The organism is Paucibacter sp. JuS9 (assembly GCF_044043925.2).
GTDB lineage: Bacteria > Pseudomonadota > Gammaproteobacteria > Burkholderiales > Burkholderiaceae_C > JAUASW01.
The window spans coordinates 1,790,405-1,807,331 of the sequence record NZ_CP194172.1 but is presented as its reverse complement, the minus strand read 5'-3'; the positions used below and the strand labels follow the sequence as shown (position 1 = coordinate 1,807,331).

Annotated in this window: 13 protein-coding genes; 8 read left to right on the top strand and 5 right to left on the bottom strand. The window is 62.6% G+C overall.

Translation table 11 applies throughout. The features are described 5' to 3' along the window. Window positions 1-54: 54 nt before the first annotated feature. The 5 genes from ABT392_RS07995 to ABT392_RS07975 all read right to left on the bottom strand — a co-directional run bounded on the left by ABT392_RS07995 (window position 55) and on the right by ABT392_RS07975 (window position 6,537). Window positions 55-390, bottom strand: a complete 336-nt coding sequence (locus ABT392_RS07995; protein WP_347610441.1) for a P-II family nitrogen regulator — start codon at window positions 388-390, stop codon at window positions 55-57. After that, a complete protein-coding gene (locus tag ABT392_RS07990) occupies window positions 387-3,530 on the bottom strand; it encodes an efflux RND transporter permease subunit (RefSeq protein WP_395386092.1) in 3,144 nt (1,047 codons plus the stop codon). Before ABT392_RS07990 ends, ABT392_RS07995 begins: the two co-directional genes overlap by 4 nt. Window positions 3,531-3,545: 15 nt before the next feature. Beyond that, a complete protein-coding gene (locus ABT392_RS07985) occupies window positions 3,546-4,781 on the bottom strand; it encodes an efflux RND transporter periplasmic adaptor subunit (protein WP_395386093.1) in 1,236 nt (411 codons plus the stop codon). Next, entirely contained in the window at window positions 4,778-6,082 is a 1,305-nt protein-coding gene (locus ABT392_RS07980; protein WP_464970950.1) for a TolC family protein, read from the bottom strand. The genes ABT392_RS07985 and ABT392_RS07980 overlap by 4 nt, the downstream gene beginning before the upstream one ends. A 92-nt stretch (window positions 6,083-6,174) precedes the next feature. Then, entirely contained in the window at window positions 6,175-6,537 is a 363-nt protein-coding gene (locus ABT392_RS07975; RefSeq protein WP_395386096.1) for a hypothetical protein, read from the bottom strand. Window positions 6,538-6,739: 202 nt separating this feature from the next. On the opposite strand from ABT392_RS07975, the gene ABT392_RS07970 reads away from it, so the two are divergent. From ABT392_RS07970 to ABT392_RS07935, 8 genes are all read left to right on the top strand, one after another. Further along, window positions 6,740-7,147, top strand: a complete 408-nt coding sequence (locus ABT392_RS07970; protein ID WP_395386097.1) for a hypothetical protein — start codon at window positions 6,740-6,742, stop codon at window positions 7,145-7,147. A gap of 97 nt (window positions 7,148-7,244) precedes the next feature. Then, window positions 7,245-8,552, top strand: coding sequence for a TolC family protein (locus ABT392_RS07965; protein ID WP_464970949.1), 1,308 nt, complete (start codon window positions 7,245-7,247; stop codon window positions 8,550-8,552). 14 nt (window positions 8,553-8,566) lie between these two features. Continuing rightward, complete coding sequence (locus ABT392_RS07960; protein WP_395386098.1) at window positions 8,567-10,159, top strand: efflux RND transporter periplasmic adaptor subunit; 1,593 nt, start codon at window positions 8,567-8,569, stop codon at window positions 10,157-10,159. Window positions 10,160-10,169: 10 nt separating this feature from the next. Continuing rightward, complete coding sequence (locus ABT392_RS07955) at window positions 10,170-10,511, top strand: P-II family nitrogen regulator (RefSeq protein WP_395386099.1); 342 nt, start codon at window positions 10,170-10,172, stop codon at window positions 10,509-10,511. Window positions 10,512-10,559: 48 nt separating this feature from the next. Then, on the top strand, window positions 10,560-13,736 hold the full coding sequence (locus ABT392_RS07950; protein WP_395386100.1) for an efflux RND transporter permease subunit: 3,177 nt from the start codon (window positions 10,560-10,562) through the stop codon (window positions 13,734-13,736). Window positions 13,737-13,999: 263 nt separating this feature from the next. Continuing rightward, window positions 14,000-14,473: a hypothetical protein gene (locus ABT392_RS07945; RefSeq protein ID WP_395386101.1), complete on the top strand. Its 474-nt coding sequence runs from the start codon at window positions 14,000-14,002 to the stop codon at window positions 14,471-14,473. Window positions 14,474-15,143: 670 nt separating this feature from the next. Further along, complete coding sequence (locus ABT392_RS07940; protein ID WP_395386102.1) at window positions 15,144-15,485, top strand: hypothetical protein; 342 nt, start codon at window positions 15,144-15,146, stop codon at window positions 15,483-15,485. Window positions 15,486-15,588: 103 nt separating this feature from the next. Next, complete coding sequence (locus tag ABT392_RS07935; RefSeq protein ID WP_395386103.1) at window positions 15,589-16,902, top strand: site-specific integrase; 1,314 nt, start codon at window positions 15,589-15,591, stop codon at window positions 16,900-16,902. Window positions 16,903-16,927 lie beyond the last annotated feature (25 nt).

Sequence of the window (16,927 nt, the reverse complement as noted above, 5' to 3'; positions counted from 1 at the left end):
GCTCTAGATTTCTGATGTCACTTCGAAGGACAGGAATGGACTGTCAAGAGCCGGTCACTGGATTTCGACGGTGCTTGCGATATCTGCCACGTAGATCCAGCCCGAGTTGGGCTGACCCGTGTGGCCAGCGCTGCGAATCGCATCGACGAGGTCCTCGACATGTGCGTCCTCGCAATGCAACTCCAGCTTGTATTCATTGACGACCTCGTCGCCAAGATCCAACGAGTAGTGGCGCTCGTCGTCGTCCAGAGGAACGAGAGAGCCCTTGACCATGTAGACGGTCAGGTTGTGCGCCCCGTTGCCGGCTACGGACCAGGCTGCAGTGCTCTTGAGGGCGCTGATCACATCACCGATGCGATTGCGATGGACATAGGCCTTGATCTCTTTCATGACGGGGCTCCTTCAGCGGGTGGCGGGGCGGATGTTTCCGGCGGGAGGTGACGCGCTTTGCTCTCGGCGCGCAGTTCCAGCCACTCGTAAATCAGTGGCAGCAGCAAGAGCGTCAGCGCGGTCGAGGTGAACAGGCCGCCGACCACCACCGTCGCCAGCGGACGTTGTGTTTCCGCGCCAACGCCGGTCGAGAGCAGCATTGGGATCAGCCCGAGGATGGCAACCGACGCGGTCATGAGCACCGGGCGGAGCCGCAAGGCAGCACCTTCCCGAACGGCTTCCCGCACGGGTCGGCCGCGCCGTCTCAGATCGTTGAGAAAACTGACCATCACGATGCCGTTGAGCATCGCCACGCCAAACACCGCGATGAAGCCGATCGCCGAGGGCACGGACAGGTACTGTCCGCTGATGAACAGGCCGACGATGCCACCGATGATGGCAAATGGAACATTGGCAATGATCAACGCGGCATGCCGCACCGAGTTGAAGGCGGTGTAGAGCAGCATGAAGATCAGGCCGATGGTCAGCGGCACGATCACCCCGAGTCGGGCCATCGCACGTTGCTGGTTCTCGAATGCTCCACCCCATTCGATCCAATAGCCTGCAGGCAGTTTGACCTGCGCGCTGATCCTCTCGTTGGCCTCCTTGACGAAGCTGTCGACATCGCGCCCCTTCACATCCAGCTGCAGCACCGAATAGCGCTGCAGCGACTCGCGCCGCACAAACGAGTAGCCCTCGTCGAGCGAGATCGAGGCAACCTGCGAAAACGGCACCAGCGCGCCCTCACCAGTGCGCAGCGGGATGGCGCCAATCGCCGTGGGATCGATCCGGAAACCATCGGCGAGCCGCACCGATATGTCGAAGCGTCTCGTGCCGTCTATCAGGGTCGAGACCGTCTGTCCACCGATGCCGGCCTGCACAACCTCCAGGATTTCATCGGCGTTGATGCCGTATCGGGACGCCGCCTCGCGGTTGACCTTGATGACCAACTGTGGCTTGCCCTTGTTGGCTTCGGCCGACAGGTCGGCTGCGCCAGGCACTTTGTCCAGCACCCCCTTGATCTGCGAGCTCAGGCGATCCAAAGTTTCCAAGTCTTCGCCGTACAGCTTCAGCGCAAGGGTGGCGCGCACACCCGATATAAGTTCCTCCACTCGCGACTGGATTGGTTGGGTGGCGCCAAACACGGCGGTGGGCACGACCTTCTCCATGGCCTCCTGCATCTCGGCGGCGAGCTTGGGGTAGCTGATCTTCTCCGGCCACTCCGATTGCGGCTTGGTGTCGAGGTTGATCTCCATGTAGTTCACGTCGGTGGTCTCGCCACCCTCGGCGCGCCCGATGGTCGCAAGCACCGACCGCACCTGCGGAAACTTCTTGTGCAGTTCGTTGCTGACCACACTTGAGACACGGATCGATTCGTCCAAAGACGCAGAGGGAATGCCCGTCACGCGGAACTGGATCGTGCCTTCCTGCAAAGTGGGCATGAATTCCTTGCCGAGGAAAGGAAACAAGGCAAGAGACCCGATCAGGAGCAGCACTGCGGCGCTGATCACCAGCTTCTTGCGACCGAGCGCCCAGTCCAGTAAAGGCAGATAGCCTTTCTTACACCAACGTACAAGAAAGGTGTCTCGCTCCTCCTTGGGCTTCAGGATCATGGCGGCGAGCACGGGCACGAGGGTGATTGACAGCAGCAACGAGCCAATCATCGCGAAGGTGATCGTGTAGGCCATCGGCTTGAAAAGCTTGCCTTCCAGGCCCGTCAGGGAGAACAGCGGCATGAAGACGACGATGATGATCAGGATGGCGAAGGTGATCGGGTTCACCACTTCGCGGGCAGCCTCCAGAATCAGGCGCGTCTTGTGGATCGTCTTCCCGGATTCGCGGGCGTGGGCCAGCAGCCGGAACGCGTTCTCGACCATGACAACCGCGCCGTCCACCATCATCCCGGTGCCGATCGCAAGCCCTGCCAGCGACATCAGATTTGCCGAGACGGTGAACTGTTGCATCAGAATGAAGGCGATCAGCATCGCCATCGGCAATGTGACGATGACAACGATCGCGGAGCGGAACTCGCCAAGGAACAAGAACAGGATGATGGCGACCAGCACCGCTCCTTCGATCAACGAGTTTTGTGCGGTCTTGAGCGCCTTGTCGACCAACTCGGTACGGTCGTAGATCGGATTGAGCTTCACACCCTTGGGCAGGGCAGCCTGCGCCGTCACCATCTTGGCCTTGACCGCATCGACGACGTTCTTGGCGTTTTCGTTCACGCGGGCCAGGGCAATGCCCAGAACCGCCTCCTTGCCGTCGCGGGTCACTGCACCGAAGCGCGGTGCCGCGGCTTCCTTCACCTCGGCCACGTCTCGCACAAAGATGGGCGAGCCGTTGCGCTCAGCCACGACGATTGAGGCAATGTCTGTGGTGTTGCTCACCAGGCCGAGGCCACGCACCAGGTACTGCTCGGAACCCAGCGTGATGGACTGGCCACCGACTTGCTTGTTGTTGGCGGTCAGACGGTCCATCACAGCCTTGAAGGAAAGTCCGTACTTGATCAACTTGCGGGGGTCGATCTGGACCTGGAACTGCTTCTCGTCACCGCCCCATGAAATGACGTCGTCCACGCCTGCCGAGGTGCGCAGGATCAACCGCACGGTCCAGTCGTGCAAAGTGCGCAGATCCATGGCATTGAGCTTCTGGTCGGCCGACTCGATCGTGTACCAGAAGACCTGCCCAAGGCCGGAGCTGTTGGGACCGAGCACAGGGTCGCCGTAGCCCTGCGGCAGCCTGCCCTTGGCCTCTTGTAGTTTCTCGCCTACGAGACGGCGCGCGAAATAGATGTCGACATCGTCCCGGAAGTAGATGCCGACATAGGACAAGCCGAACAGCGAGACCGACCGCACTTCCTCGACACCGGGCAGACCGGCCATCGCACCCTCAATAGGCGTGGTCAGCAGCTTCTCGACGTCTTCCGCTGCGAGGCCGGGGGACTCCGTATAGATGTTGACCTGGATTGGGGTCACATCCGGAAAGGCATCCACGGGGACCTGGCGAAAGGCCTGCACCCCGAGCCCGATCAGAACCAGGAAGGCGACCAGCACCAGCACTTTGTAGCGCAAGGATGCATCGACGATGGCATTGAGCATGATGGGGTCCTTGACTCAATGTTCGTCGCCGATCTGCGACTTCAACAGTCTGGCCTTGAGCGCATAGCTGCCGGCCGCCACTACTTGCTCTCCGGCCATGAGGCCGGATTTCACGATGGTGCGTCCGGCCATCTTGCTGCCGGGCAGGATGGCGCGCGGCTCATACCCACCGTGTTCAAAGACAAACACAGTGGGCTGGCCTTGCAGCAGGACGATGGCGGCGTCCGGCACGCTCATCGCCTCCGGCGACTGGCCGCCATTCCCCGCCTTGCTCGGTGCGCTGGCGATCGTGGCGCTCGCGAACATTTCCGGTTTGAGACGGCCATCCTTGTTGTCCATCTCAATGCGCGCCTGCACGGTGCGCGAATCCTTGTCCAGCAGGCTTGCCACATAGGTCACGCGCCCGGCAAAGGTTTCGCCGGGATATGCGTCGAGCGTGACAGTCGCGCTGGCGCCAACACGGACCTTGGATAGCATGGTTTCCCCGAGGTTGGCCTCGATCCACACCGTTGAGAGGTCAGCCACCACCAAGATCGGCTCGTTGGGGCTGGCCAGGCTGCCCACAGTGACCTTCTTCTCGATCACCGTACCGGCAAAGGGGGCGACAACGGGAAAGGTCGAGACGACTCGCTGGTTCACCAGCTTGGGGGACACGCCCAGCAACCGCAGGCGATCTTCTGCGGCACGCAAGCTGGCCTGAGCCTTCTCGTGCTCAGCGGTAGCGCGCAGGAACTCCTTTTGCGGAATGATCTCTTCGGCATTGAGGGCGGTTGCTCGTTTGAGATCAGCTTCTGCGACACGGTCGGCCGATTGCGCCTGGATGAGGGCGGCGGAAGCCTCACCAACGGCGAGACTGTCTAGTACCGCCAGGGTCTGACCAGGCTTGACCTTGTCCCCCAGATTGGCGTGCAAAGTTGCGATGCGTCCCTCTACGCGGGGGGCAACGCGCGCCATTCGATCCTGGTTCGCACGGATGGTCGCTGTCACGGTCACCGTGTCGATGACGGCATGGGGCGTGACCTTCTCCAGCTTGATGCCGGAGCGCGCGACCTCCTCAGGGGCCAGCTTGATCGCCGAGCCTTCATCATGGCCACCAGCACCCGAGGCCGCCTTGGCCGTGTTGAGAGCAGCAGGCGATTCGGTGGTTGGCTTTTCGGAGCCACTACAGCCACCTAGCGTCCATAGCAAGCCAGTCAACGCGGACGCGATGAAGAGCCGTTCGCCGGAGCGCAGCATGCGTGTCATTGTCATGGTTGGGTTCCTTGGGTGGACTGCCAGCCGGCGGCCAACTCCAGCGCGATTCGGGTGGCATGGAGATCAGTCAGGGCTTCGATGAGGTCGCGGCGGGCATCCAGCGCCTGCCTGTTGAAGACTATGAGTTCCAGCAGGCCAATCTCACCGGCCCGTTGAGACTTCAGCGAGAGCTGCTGGTTGTCGGACAGTGCCGGAAGCACCACGTCGCGCAGGCGTGCCACCCGTCGCTTCAGACTATCGAGCTTGGACCAGAGGATGCGCACCTGGGCTTGCACGTCGCGAATCGCCGCCGCGCGTTCAATTTCCGCTTGTCCCAGTTCCGCCGCGGCTTGGCCGATACCTACCGCGTTCCTCTTGAACAAAGGCAAAGGCAGTGAGACGGTCAGGGTAGTCAAGCGCTCACGGCCCATCAACGGACCTTCGCGGCCGACATTCACGCCCAGCGTGACGTCCGGATAGCGGCTGGATTGCTCAAGCTTCAACTTGGCGCGGGCGCTCTCCTCGCGGGCGGCGATGGCGGCCAAGCGGGGCTGGTCGAGCACCCTGGCAAGCAATGAATCCAACCCATATGGCGAGGAATCGGCCAAGGCGGCCAGATCGCCTTTGACCACGCATGTGCGCGCAGGAGGCAGCTGAATCTTCTCTGCGAGCTCCCCACAAGCCTCCGTCAACTGTTCCTCGACCTGCGCCAGTTGGTTTCGCGCCCGTTCAGCCTCGACAGCAGTTACGTTGGCGTCGAGTTTGGTGTCTTCGCCAGCGGCCCGGCGCTTTTGTACGGCGGCAGCGGTGCTGTCGAATAGTTGCACCGCCTGTGCCTCCAGCTGAAGTCGTTGCTGCAATGCAAGCACCCGGTAGAACTGCCGAGCCACGTCAGCGCGCACCTGGCGGCGCAGGTCATCAATCTCCGCAATCAGTGCAGTCAGCGCGGCAGCGGTGGCGTTGCGACGATGGCCAGCTTGCCCTGCAATCTCCAGGGTCTGTGACAGGCTGGCGCTCCACTCCTTGCGACGCTCTTCAGGCAACCCAGTTTGCGGGACCTCGCGTCGCGTGCCTTCCAGCGCGAGTTGGGGGTTGTTGTACAACAGCGCATTCGCGTCCGTGCGCGCGCCCTGAGCGGCAACGAGTTGAGCCTGGCGGGAGCGCAAGGCCGGATTGGCCTGCTCGGCCAACACCAGTGCCTCTTCCAGGCTCAGCGGAACAGCGTGGTGGGCGGCCTCAACGGTCTTGGTGGGCTGGGCTGTCGCCGCCCATGGCGTCGTCGCCATCGCGGCTGCCGCTAGCAGCGTCTTCAATCGCATCGAATTCTCCGGGCTGTGAAAACAACGGGGACGAATTCGGCGAGTCTTCAGCGCCCCGGCGGGCGCGACGAAATTCTCAAGACATCGCCGAATCAGGCGGCGATGCTTCGATCAGGTCGTTCAAGACCTGACGGGACGTAGGACTCGAACAGGAGCGTGGTGGGAAGCGCCGGCGCAGAGCCGAAGTACTCCGCATGCGACAGCAGACTAGGAAGGACCCCGGGCGCTGCGCAGGAATGGCACACGCTGCAGTCATCGTCCAGGACCAGCGACCCGACCTTGGCTTTCACGGTTGCGCCAGCTTCACCTTGACTGCCCGCCTGGTGCTGATGACCGTGATGCCCAAAGTGCGCGACGGACGGGGCGCTCTCGTGGCTGCAATAGATCGCTGCAGCCGCCCAGCAGAACTGGAGTGGCAGCACGATCAGCATCACGAGGACGATGTAGCGACGCATGTGGATCAGTGTAGCCAGAGGAGGCAGACAGTGGAAAGGGTCCCTAAAGATCAAGGGGACGAGTACGGCGCCGATAACGATGCTCGGGGCCGGGCGTCACCTCAGCGCGCGGCCCCAAGATTACAAATTTGTCATCTTTAGGTCTGAATCCTGTTCGCGGACGGTTCATACAGTGGGCTACATCAGTGCAAAGACTGCGCTGATGCGTGCTACTTCCGTACCAGCCATGCGCCATCGGTTAATCATCCTGCTCGTTATTCTCCTGTCGACTCAATCCGGCTGGGCGGTTGCGGCGCCCCGTTACGTGCACGAAGCCGATGACGCTGAGACGAGCCGCTTCGTTCACCACGGCCGAACTTCCACCGACTCGGCGCCGACGCCCGTCAAGGCGCAAGAGGCGCCGGCTGGACAGAAGTCAAGCACCGAGGGCCAGGCGCTGGTCATCGATCTTTACCATGGCCATTGCGATCTTGCCCAGATAGCAGTCTGGTACGACGTAGACCCAAGGCTCAGCATTGACGACCGTTGGGGCGCCCAACACGGTGGCACGTCATGCTGGAGCTCGCATATTCCCCACGGTCTGGATCGCCCTGACTGGCAGCGCGCCTGAAATGGCGCGCCGTCCACCCTCCCGCGCGCTCGTTGCTGCGGGGTCGATGCCCCGCCGAACCAATCCACCCGTTGCCCCATACATTTCGGAGAGTTCGATGCGAAGCCCTTTCGCCCATTGCTTGGTACCGCTCACGCTGGCCGTACTTTCTTACCCACTATCGCTCGCGCAGGCACAAACGCCCTTGTCTGCGGTGACGACAAGTACCGCCCCCTCTTCAAGTGCGGCGTCGATGCAGGCATTGACCTTGGGTGAAGCGGTTCGGCTTGCCTTGACACAGAACCCGGAACTGGCTGCGGCGCGGCTGGAACTGCAGGCGATGGAAGGGGCGGAGATTCAAGCCGGTGCCCGGCCAAACCCGGAGGTTGGCGTGCTGGTCGAGGACACACGCAGCGCTGCGCGTACCACCACCTTGCAATGGAGCCAGGCGATCGAACTCGGCGGCAAGCGGTCCGCGCGCCTGGCTGCTGCGGCCCGCGCACGCGAGCAGGCTGGTGCCGCCTTGCAGGCCAAGCAGGCGGAACTGCGAGCAGCGGTGACCAGCGGCTTCTTTGAAGTACTTGGCGCGCAAGAGCAGGTGCGCCTGACGCAGGCTTCCCTGGATCTCGCCCACAACGCGACCTTGATCGCCGGCAAGCGCGTGCAAGCCGGCAAAGTACCCCCGCTGGAGCAGGGCCGCGCGCAGGTGGCAGAGGCCGGTGTCCGCGCAGAATTGGCGCAGGCGCAGAGCGATCTGCTGCTCGCTCGCCAGCGGCTCGCCGCCTTCTGGGGGCAAGGCAAGATCACCTTTGATCGCGCGGACGGCAACGATGCAAGCCTGCCCGAGCTGCTCAGCGACCAGCGCATAGGGGAACTGTTGACCAACGCACCAGCTATCCGCATTGCGCGGATGGAAATTGCCCGCCGCCAGGCGCTCACAGACACCGAACGCGCGAAGCGGGTGCCTGACTTGACAGTGACCCTGGGCGCCAAGCGCGCTGCCGAACTCGGTCGCACGCAGGCGGTGGTGGGCTTTTCGATACCACTGCCCGTGCTCGACACAAACCAGGGGAATTTGCTGGAAGCGTTGCGTCGCGAAGAGCAGGCGCGCGAGGTGCTCAACGCCACGTCGGTACGCGTGCAAGCCGAGGTATCGCAGTCCATCGAGCGGCTGAGGCTGACGCGCGAGCAGGTACAACTGCTGCGCTCGGACGTCCTGCCGCTTGCGCAGACTACCTACGACGCGGCCGTCAAGGGCTACGAGCTGGGTAAGTTTGCCTTCATTGACGTGCTGGACGCGCAGCGCACGCTGTTCCAACTGCGCCAACAAGTACTTCGCGGCACCGCCGAGGCCTATCGCGCCGCGGCCGACCTCGACCGTTTGCTGGGCCGCGACGAAGCGCAGGCCGGCGCGTCCACGAATTGATTCAGGAGTCATATATGTTGATGGAACCCAAGAAGAAGAAATCCGCCGTGGCGATTGCCGTGGTGCTGGTGCTCGGCCTGGTGTTGGGCGTCGCAATATTGCGTACTGACAAATCGGCGCCGGCTGGCGAGGAACACGGCCATGGCCATGAGGAAGCCAAGGGACACGCCGATGACGAGCACCATGGCAAGAAAGCCGCCGACAGCCATGCCGACCACAAGGATCATGGCGACAAGGAACACCACGAGGAAGCAGCGGCGCCGACGAAAGGACCTCACGGAGGAAAGCTGTTCACCAACAACGGCTTCGGGCTGGAGATGACCATCGTCGAGAACAATGCGGAGCCGCAGTTCCGCCTCTACTTGTTCAAGGATGGCAAGCCGTTGGCGCCGACGCAGGCGAAAGTTGGCATCACTTTGCAGCGCTTGGGCCGCAAGCCCGAGGTCTACGCTTTCGCGCCGGAGAAGGACTATTTGAAGGGTTCGGCGACCGTCGATGAGCCTCATTCCTTCGATGGCACGATCGACGTCCAGGTCGGCAACCAGAAGCACGAGTTCAAGTTCGAACAGGCCGAGGGCCGCGTGCAGTTGAGCGATGAGCAGCTCAAGAGCAACGGCGTGGAGATCGCGACGGCCGGCCCGGCCCGCATCCGCAGCAGTCTGGCCTTGCTGGGTGAGGTGAAGCTGAATCAGGATCGAACGGTATTTGTCACGCCGCGCCTGGCGGGCATGGTCGAGTCGGTGCGTGCGAACGCCGGTGACAAGGTCATGCGTGGACAGGTGCTTGCCGTGATCTCAAGTCAGGCGCTGGCCGACCAGCGCGGTGAGTTGCTTGCCGCGCAAAAGCGCATGGCCTTGGCCAAGACCACCTACGAGCGCGAAAAGCGTCTGTGGGAAGAAAAGATTTCGGCCGAGCAGGACTATCTCGCCGCAAAGCACGCCTTCCAGGAAGCTGAAATCTCGGCCGAGAGCGCCCGACAGAAGCTGAGCAGCCTGGGGGCCGGCGCGACCGAGTCGTCGCAGGGACTGACCCGCTACGAAATCCGCTCGCCGATCGACGGCGTGGTCACGGAGAAGAAGATCAGCGTCGGCGAAGTTCTGAAGGACGACGCGCCGATCTTCCAAGTGGCAGACCTTGGCACCGTTTGGGTGGAATTGACCGTACCGGCCAAGGATGTGAATGCACTGAAGATTGGCGACTCCGCAAGTGTCAAGGCCGCCGCTTTCGAGGCACAGGCCAACGCCAAGCTGTCCTATGTGGGCGCTCTGGTGGGCGAACAAAGCCGCAACGCAACCGCGCGCCTGGTGCTTGCCAATCCCAAGGGGCAATGGCGCCCCGGCCTGCCGGTTACGGTTGACCTCACTTCGGGCGAGGTCGATGTGCCCGTTGCAGTGGCGGTGGACGCCGTGCAATCGGTCGGTGAATCGACGGTGGTCTTCGGTCGCTATGGCAAGCAGTTCGAGGCACGGCCGCTGACACTGGGACGCAGCGATGGACGCTTCGTCGAAGTGGTCAAGGGACTGCAGGCCGGTGAACGATATGCCGCCAAGAACAGCTTTCTGGTCAAGGCCGAAGTCGGCAAGGCCGGCGCGAGCCACGAGCATTGAGGAGCAAGCCATGAAGCAAATCACTGCCATCCTTCAGCCGCACCGGCTTGAAAAGGTCGAAGAGGCGCTGCACCGGCTGCCGCATCTCCCCGGCTTCACGGTGTTCAAGGCCCATGGGCATCCGCGTGGCCACGGCACCGGGCATGCCTACATTGCCGACGAATGGGATCCGGACCATCACGACCGGCTAGTCCTGCTGATGTTTTGCGCGGATGAGCATGTCGCCGAGCTCATGCAGACCATCGAGAAAGCCGCCCGGACGGGTCAGTCCGGCGACGGCATTGTTGCTGTCACCGAGGTCGTCGACATCGTTCGCCTGCACAGCGGCGAGCGTGGCAACGACGCTGTCTGAACCACAGCCGTGCTGACATCGCAAAGAGCCGCATGAAACGGAACTCCCATGTTTGAAAAAATCATCCGCTTTGCCATCGAGCAGCGATGGCTGGTGCTGCTGTGCGTCCTGGGCATGGGCGCCCTGGGCATCTTTAGCTATCAGCGTCTGCCGATCGACGCCGTGCCCGACATCACCAACGTCCAGGTCCAGATCAATACCCAGGCAAAGGGCTACTCACCGCTGGAAGCCGAGCAGCGCGTCACCTATCCGATCGAGACGGCGATGGCCGGACTGCCGAATCTGGAACAGACGCGCTCGCTGTCGCGCTATGGCCTGTCCCAGGTTACCGTCGTCTTCAAGGATGGCACCGACATCTACTTCGCCCGCCAACTGGTCAACGAAAGGATTCAGGAGGCCAGGGGCAAGTTGCCCGGCGGCCTTGCACCGACGCTGGGACCCATTGCGACCGGTCTGGGCGAGATCTATATGTGGACGGTGGAAGCCAAGCCAGGGGCCCTGAAGCCCGACGGCTCGCCGTACACGCCCATGGACCTGCGCGAGATTCAAGACTGGATCATCAAGCCGCAGTTGCGCAATGTGCCTGGCGTGACCGAGATCAACACGATCGGCGGGTTCGCCAAGGAATACCAGGTTGCGCCGTTCCCGGAAAAGCTGGTGGCCTATGGACTGACCCTCAAGGACGTCGTTGAAGCGCTCGAGCGCAACAACGGCAATGTCGGCGCGGGCTACATCGAACGTCGTGGCGAACAGTACCTGATTCGCGCGCCCGGCCAGGTAGCCAACACCGAAGACATAGGCAATGTCGTCGTCGCGACGCAGCGGGGCGTGCCTGTGCGAATTCGTGACTTGGCCGATGTGGGCCTGGGCAAGGAACTCCGCACCGGCGCCGCAACAGAGAATGGCAGAGAGACGGTGCTGGGCACCGTCTTCATGCTGCTTGGTGAGAACAGCCGCGTAGTGTCGCAGGCTGTCGATGCGCGGCTGAAGGAAATCAACAAGACACTGCCGCCCGGCGTAATCGCACAGACAGTCTATGACCGCACGATCCTGATCGACAAGGCGATCGCCACGGTCAAGAAGAATCTGATCGAAGGCGCAGTGCTGGTCATCGCGATCCTGTTCCTGTTCCTCGGCAACATCCGCGCCGCCGTGATCACCGCGGCAGTGATTCCGCTGGCCATGCTGTTCACCTTTACCGGCATGGTGACGAACAAGGTCAGCGCCAATCTGATGAGTCTGGGGGCGCTGGACTTCGGCATCATCATCGACGGCGCCGTGGTCATTGTGGAGAACTGCGTCCGGCGACTGGCGCATGCGCAGGCCGCCGCCGGCCGGCCGCTGACCCGCGATGAACGCTTCCATGAAGTCTTCGCCGCCGCACGTGAGGCACGCCGTCCGCTGCTGTTCGGGCAACTGATCATCATGGTGGTGTACCTGCCGATCTTTGCGCTGACCGGTGTCGAAGGGAAGATGTTCCACCCGATGGCCTTCACCGTGGTGGCAGCACTGATAGGCGCGATGATCCTGTCGATGACCTTCATCCCCGCCGCCGTCGCATTGATGATTGGCAAGAACGTCGGTGAGAAGGAAAACCGCCTGATGGGTTGGGCGAAGCGCGGCTACGCGCCGATGCTGGACTGGGCACTTCTCAACAAGCCTCTGGTAATGGTCATCACGGCTGTCTCGGTCGTGCTAAGCGGCTTGCTCGTCACCCGCATGGGCAGCGAATTCATCCCGAGCCTGAGTGAAGGCGACGTCGCCCTTCATGCCATGCGGATCCCTGGAACCAGTCTGACGCAGGCAATTGAAATGCAGGTCGCATTGGAGAAAGTGATTAAGCAGTTTCCTGAGGTGGAGCGCGTATTTGCCAAACTTGGCACAGCCGAGGTGGCGACGGACCCGATGCCGCCCAATGTGGCCGACACCTTCCTGATGCTCAAGCCCCGGTCGGAGTGGCCAGATCCCAAGCGCAGCGTCGAGTCGCTGGTAGAGGCCGTGCAGGAAGCCGTTGCCAAGGTGCCAGGCAACAACTACGAATTTACGCAACCGATCCAGATGCGCTTCAATGAGCTGATCTCGGGTGTGCGCAGTGACGTGGCGGTCAAGATCTTCGGCGACGACATGGCTGTGATGGAGACCAGCGCAGCGGAGATCCAAAAGGTCTTGGAAGCGATTCCTGGCGCTGCGGACGTCAAGGTTGAGCAGACGACCGGCCTGCCCATGCTGACCGTGCAGATTGATCGCGCAAAGCTTGCCCGCCTGGGACTGAGCATGGCCGACGTGCAGGAAATGGCGGGTACTGCCATTGGCGGCCAGGAGGCAGGCGCGCTGTTCCAGGGCGATCGGCGCTTCGATATCCTTGTACGCATGCCCGATACGGTGCGCAGCGACATTGAAGTGCTCAAACGCCTGCCGATCAAGTTGCCAACGAGTGGTGGTGGCGCGGCGATGTTCGTAACCTTGGGAGACGTGGCCAGCTTCGAAATCGCGCCGGGTCCCAACCAGATCAGCCGCGAGAGCGGCAAGCGCCGCGTCGTGGTCACGGCCAATGTGCGTGGTCGCGACATCGGCTCTTTCGTCCGTGAAGCGCAGGGACAGTTGGCGCAGAAGGTGAAGATTCCGGCCGGCTACTGGACGACCTGGGGTGGCACCTTCGAGCAGCTCCAGTCGGCCACGCAGCGCCTGCAGATCGTGGTCCCGGTTGCGCTGGGAATGGTCTTCATGCTGCTGTTCGCGATGTTCGGCAACGTCAAGGATGGCTTGCTGGTGTTCACCGGCGTGCCCTTTGCCCTGACCGGCGGTATCGTGGCCTTGTGGTTGCGCGACATTCCGCTATCAATCTCGGCGGGGGTGGGCTTCATCGCGCTGTCCGGCGTGGCGGTGCTGAACGGCTTGGTGATGATCTCGTATATCCGTTCCCTGCGCGAGGATGGCATGGCTCTTGAGGGAGCAGTGAGAGAAGGAGCACTGACGCGCCTGCGGCCAGTGCTGATGACAGCCCTGGTGGCCTCGCTGGGATTTGTGCCCATGGCATTGGCGACAGGAACGGGCGCGGAAGTGCAGAGACCTCTGGCCACCGTCGTGATCGGGGGCATCTTGTCGTCAACCGCGTTGACCTTGCTAGTTCTGCCGGTCCTCTATCGATGGGCTCATTCCCGCAGGCGCGTGCGAGAGGCTGGTGCAACGCCTGCGCCGAAGACAGGCACCGCACAAGGAGTGTGATTCGTCGGCCGCGGTGCACCGCTCAACCCGGTTGCTCCGCAATGGTTTTTCGCAATTCTGAGGACGTAGCCATGAGTCGAAATAGCTTGCTCGATTCTTTGCGGCGCGGCGATTTTGCGCGGGATGTTCTGTCCTTCCGGCCACTCCTGCCTGTTCGGACGGCAGGACGCTCACAATGCGGCGCGACTATGACTTGTCACCTGGAACCTGTGGGCGCAGACTCTGTGCTGGGCCCACGAATTCGCGTGGGCGGGAGTGCTGCCATGAAGTACTTCATCCTCGGTCTGCTGTTCAGCCTGCTCTTGCCGCTCGCTGGATGCGCTACGTCCATACCTGTCCAAACCGCTCCTGTGCCAATGCGATTGGACGAGTTGGTTGCCATGTCGAAGACTGGCGCAAGTGACGACGAAGTGATCGCTCAACTGACCCAGCGCGGTGCCGCCTTCGTACTGTCCCCGCAGGACGTCTCCGCGCAGCGCGAGGCGGGCGTCAGCGACGGCGTGCTTCGTTACCTGCAAGGTCGGGCGGAGGCGGAACAGGCGCTTGCGGCGCGAATTCAACGTGGTCGCTACTGGGTTCCTAGCTATGCCGGTGCGAGCTATTTCGGCTACCCGTACCTCGGCTATTACGCCGGTCTGCACTATTACGGCGGGGCAAATGTCTACGTGATCGGCGGCCGCCACGGAGGCCATGGGGGCTTTCACCATCGCGGCGGTCACCGCGGCGGGCGCCACTGAGAGGCAGTCCGCCGTCGGAGCCGAGGCCGGAAGCCAGGACGGGATTGCTCGCCATGGACCTTCAAGCGATGCAGGACAGTCCATGGCGAGACTTCATGATCGCCGTCGCCTGCATCGGATTGATCGTCGTGGCGGCGTTGTGTCTGTTCTTCGCCCTGCGGGATCGCAAACGGCGTGCGAACCGTAGGGCCGCGCGGCGATTTGCTGGCAAGTCCGGAAGAGTCACGGCAACGCGCTCCGAGCCGCGCTCCAAATAGGCGCCGCCGCGACGACTCCCAAAAGACCTAGCGGAAGGCCGCTGCACTGACGCGCATGCGAGCGTACGGTACGTCACCCGCAGACCGATGCGGTATGGTGATCCCCATCGAAGCAAGGGCTTTCGCGGAAGATGTGGCGCCCCAAATTCAGGCTTGAACCCGGAGTTGCTGCAGCCCTTGCCGCCGCCGTCTTGTTCGGTGCCGGTACACCGCTCTGGCAAAGCCGTTGCTCGGCCAGGTCTCCCCCTGGCTGTTGGCTGCCTTGCTCTACCTGAGTTCAGGCCTCGGCTAAGGGACTGGCTGCGGGCACGACGAATCTGGCGCTGGCCTTCGTCGCCGGTGCGCTTTGGCCTGGCGCTGGGACCGGGGTTGCTGCCGGCCTGCTGGGCTTTGCCAGCTACGGCGCGAGCTTGGTGCTTTTCGTGCTGGGGCTGCGCCACCTGGGCACGGCCCGCACCGGCGCCTACTTCTCTGTCGCACCGTTCGTCGGCGCCATCCTGGCCTTCGTCCTGCTCGGTGAATCGTGGACCTGGCAGCTTTTGCTGGCGGCCCTGAGCCGGGCGCTGTTTGCTTGGTTGCGGACTGTCGATCAGATCAGACCACACGCCCTGTGGCTTCGCGGGCGTTCCGGCAACGGTGTGCAGCATGGAGGAACGCTCGATTATTTGAACCAGAGCAAAGGCGAGATGCTTCCTGGGTATCATTTGCAACTGGCGGTTAAACACCAACAGCTGACAACTTCATGCATGAACTGAGGGTCGATGCGTCCCAGTCGATAGCCGCCTCGTGGCGTTCAAACGGATCGCGCCGCTCAGTGCTGCCCGCTAGAGCGGTGACGTGCATGGAGGCCCCAGTGCGATGACGGCCGAGGTCCAAACGTACGTCCTCGCAGCCGACCGCGACAACACGGTCAAAACCTACGCCTCCGCGCTGCGTCACTTCGAGACCGTCTGGAAGGGTCTGTTGCCGGCCACCGTCGACACCGTTGCGCGTTATCTTGTTGAGCATGCGACGGTCTACCGCATTAGCACCTTGCGGCTTCATCTGGCCGCGCTGGCTCGCTGGCACGCCGATAACGGCTTTGCTGACCCCACGCGGTCGCCGCTGGTACACAAGGTGATGCGCGGCATCCGCGCCAAACACGCTACCCCGCAGCGCCGCGCGCGGCCGCTGCAGTTGGGAGTGCTCGAGCGGGTCTCCGACTGGCTTTTTAAGGCGCAGAGTTCCGCTGGCAAGCACGGCCGAAGGACAGAGCAGCTACGCTGCAGCCGCGACCGATCACTGTTGCTGCTGGGGTTCTGGCGTGCCTTCCGGGCAGATGAGCTGGCCAATATGCGCATCGAGGAAGTGGAAGCCGAGCGCGGCAAGGGCCTGACCTGTCGCCCCAGACGCACCAAGACCACCGACGAAGAAGAGGATAGGGCTTTCCATTGTCCGGCACTCTCAAGGCTATGCCCGGTCGACGCTTACCTCGATTGGCTGGACGTCAGTGGTCTGAAATCAGGCCCGGTGTTTCCGGGCATTGACCGCTGGGGCAACATCTCCGAGCAGCCGATGATGAGCCAAGCGGTGCTGCCGCTGCTGCGCCGCATCCTGAAGGACGCCGGAACACAGGAGGCCGACAGCTACTCTAGCCACTCGCTGCGCCGCGGCTTCGCCGGCTGGGCCAGCGCCAACGGCTGGGACCTCAAGGAGCTGATGGAACACGTCGGCTGGCGTGACGTCGGCTCAGCGATGCGCTACATCGACATTCCGCAGGACGCGATGAAGTCGAAATTCGAGCGAGGCCTGGCCAATAGTGTGCCGGCGCCGGAAGACGTGGCGGGGTTCCTCGCACCGACCGCGCCGCAGGAAAATGCCGAGGCACCTGTCGCCACTGAGCAGTTCGCTACTGTCCACTTGCGCCTGCTGCTCACCAAGCCTGGCGGGGCCCGGCGCGGTACGGAGCGCGCCTTCAAGCAGATCGAATCCGTGCACCTCAAGAAGTTCGCAGCGCGGCAGCTCGACCGAGACGGTAGACGTTTTGAACTTCGGGTGCCTTTTCATGATCGCGATGCCTTGGACGACATCTTGCTGGACCTGCTCGACGAGCTGTACCGTGTGGCCAGCGCCAATGACTGCATGCTTGAAGCCTCGCTTTACGAGCCCGACACCGACAGAACCTGGGATTGATCCGGGCGCCATCGATGCGGGTGTG

Bases quoted from the DNA above. Each gene is read 5' to 3' on its own strand.
- ABT392_RS07955 (WP_395386099.1), top strand. From the start codon at position 10,170: ATGAAGCAAATCACTGCCATCCTTCAGCCGCACCGGCTTGAAAAGGTC.
- ABT392_RS07970 (WP_395386097.1), top strand. From the start codon at position 6,740: ATGCGTGCTACTTCCGTACCAGCCATGCGCCATCGGTTAATCATCCTG.
- ABT392_RS07975 (WP_395386096.1), bottom strand. From the start codon at position 6,537: ATGCGTCGCTACATCGTCCTCGTGATGCTGATCGTGCTGCCACTCCAG.
- ABT392_RS07965 (WP_464970949.1), top strand. From the start codon at position 7,245: ATGCGAAGCCCTTTCGCCCATTGCTTGGTACCGCTCACGCTGGCCGTA.
- ABT392_RS07995 (WP_347610441.1), bottom strand. From the start codon at position 390: ATGAAAGAGATCAAGGCCTATGTCCATCGCAATCGCATCGGTGATGTG.
- ABT392_RS07990 (WP_395386092.1), bottom strand. From the start codon at position 3,530: ATGCTCAATGCCATCGTCGATGCATCCTTGCGCTACAAAGTGCTGGTG.
- ABT392_RS07960 (WP_395386098.1), top strand. From the start codon at position 8,567: ATGTTGATGGAACCCAAGAAGAAGAAATCCGCCGTGGCGATTGCCGTG.
- ABT392_RS07980 (WP_464970950.1), bottom strand. From the start codon at position 6,082: ATGCGATTGAAGACGCTGCTAGCGGCAGCCGCGATGGCGACGACGCCA.
- ABT392_RS07950 (WP_395386100.1), top strand. From the start codon at position 10,560: ATGTTTGAAAAAATCATCCGCTTTGCCATCGAGCAGCGATGGCTGGTG.
- ABT392_RS07935 (WP_395386103.1), top strand. From the start codon at position 15,589: ATGACGGCCGAGGTCCAAACGTACGTCCTCGCAGCCGACCGCGACAAC.
- ABT392_RS07985 (WP_395386093.1), bottom strand. From the start codon at position 4,781: ATGACAATGACACGCATGCTGCGCTCCGGCGAACGGCTCTTCATCGCG.
- ABT392_RS07945 (WP_395386101.1), top strand. From the start codon at position 14,000: ATGAAGTACTTCATCCTCGGTCTGCTGTTCAGCCTGCTCTTGCCGCTC.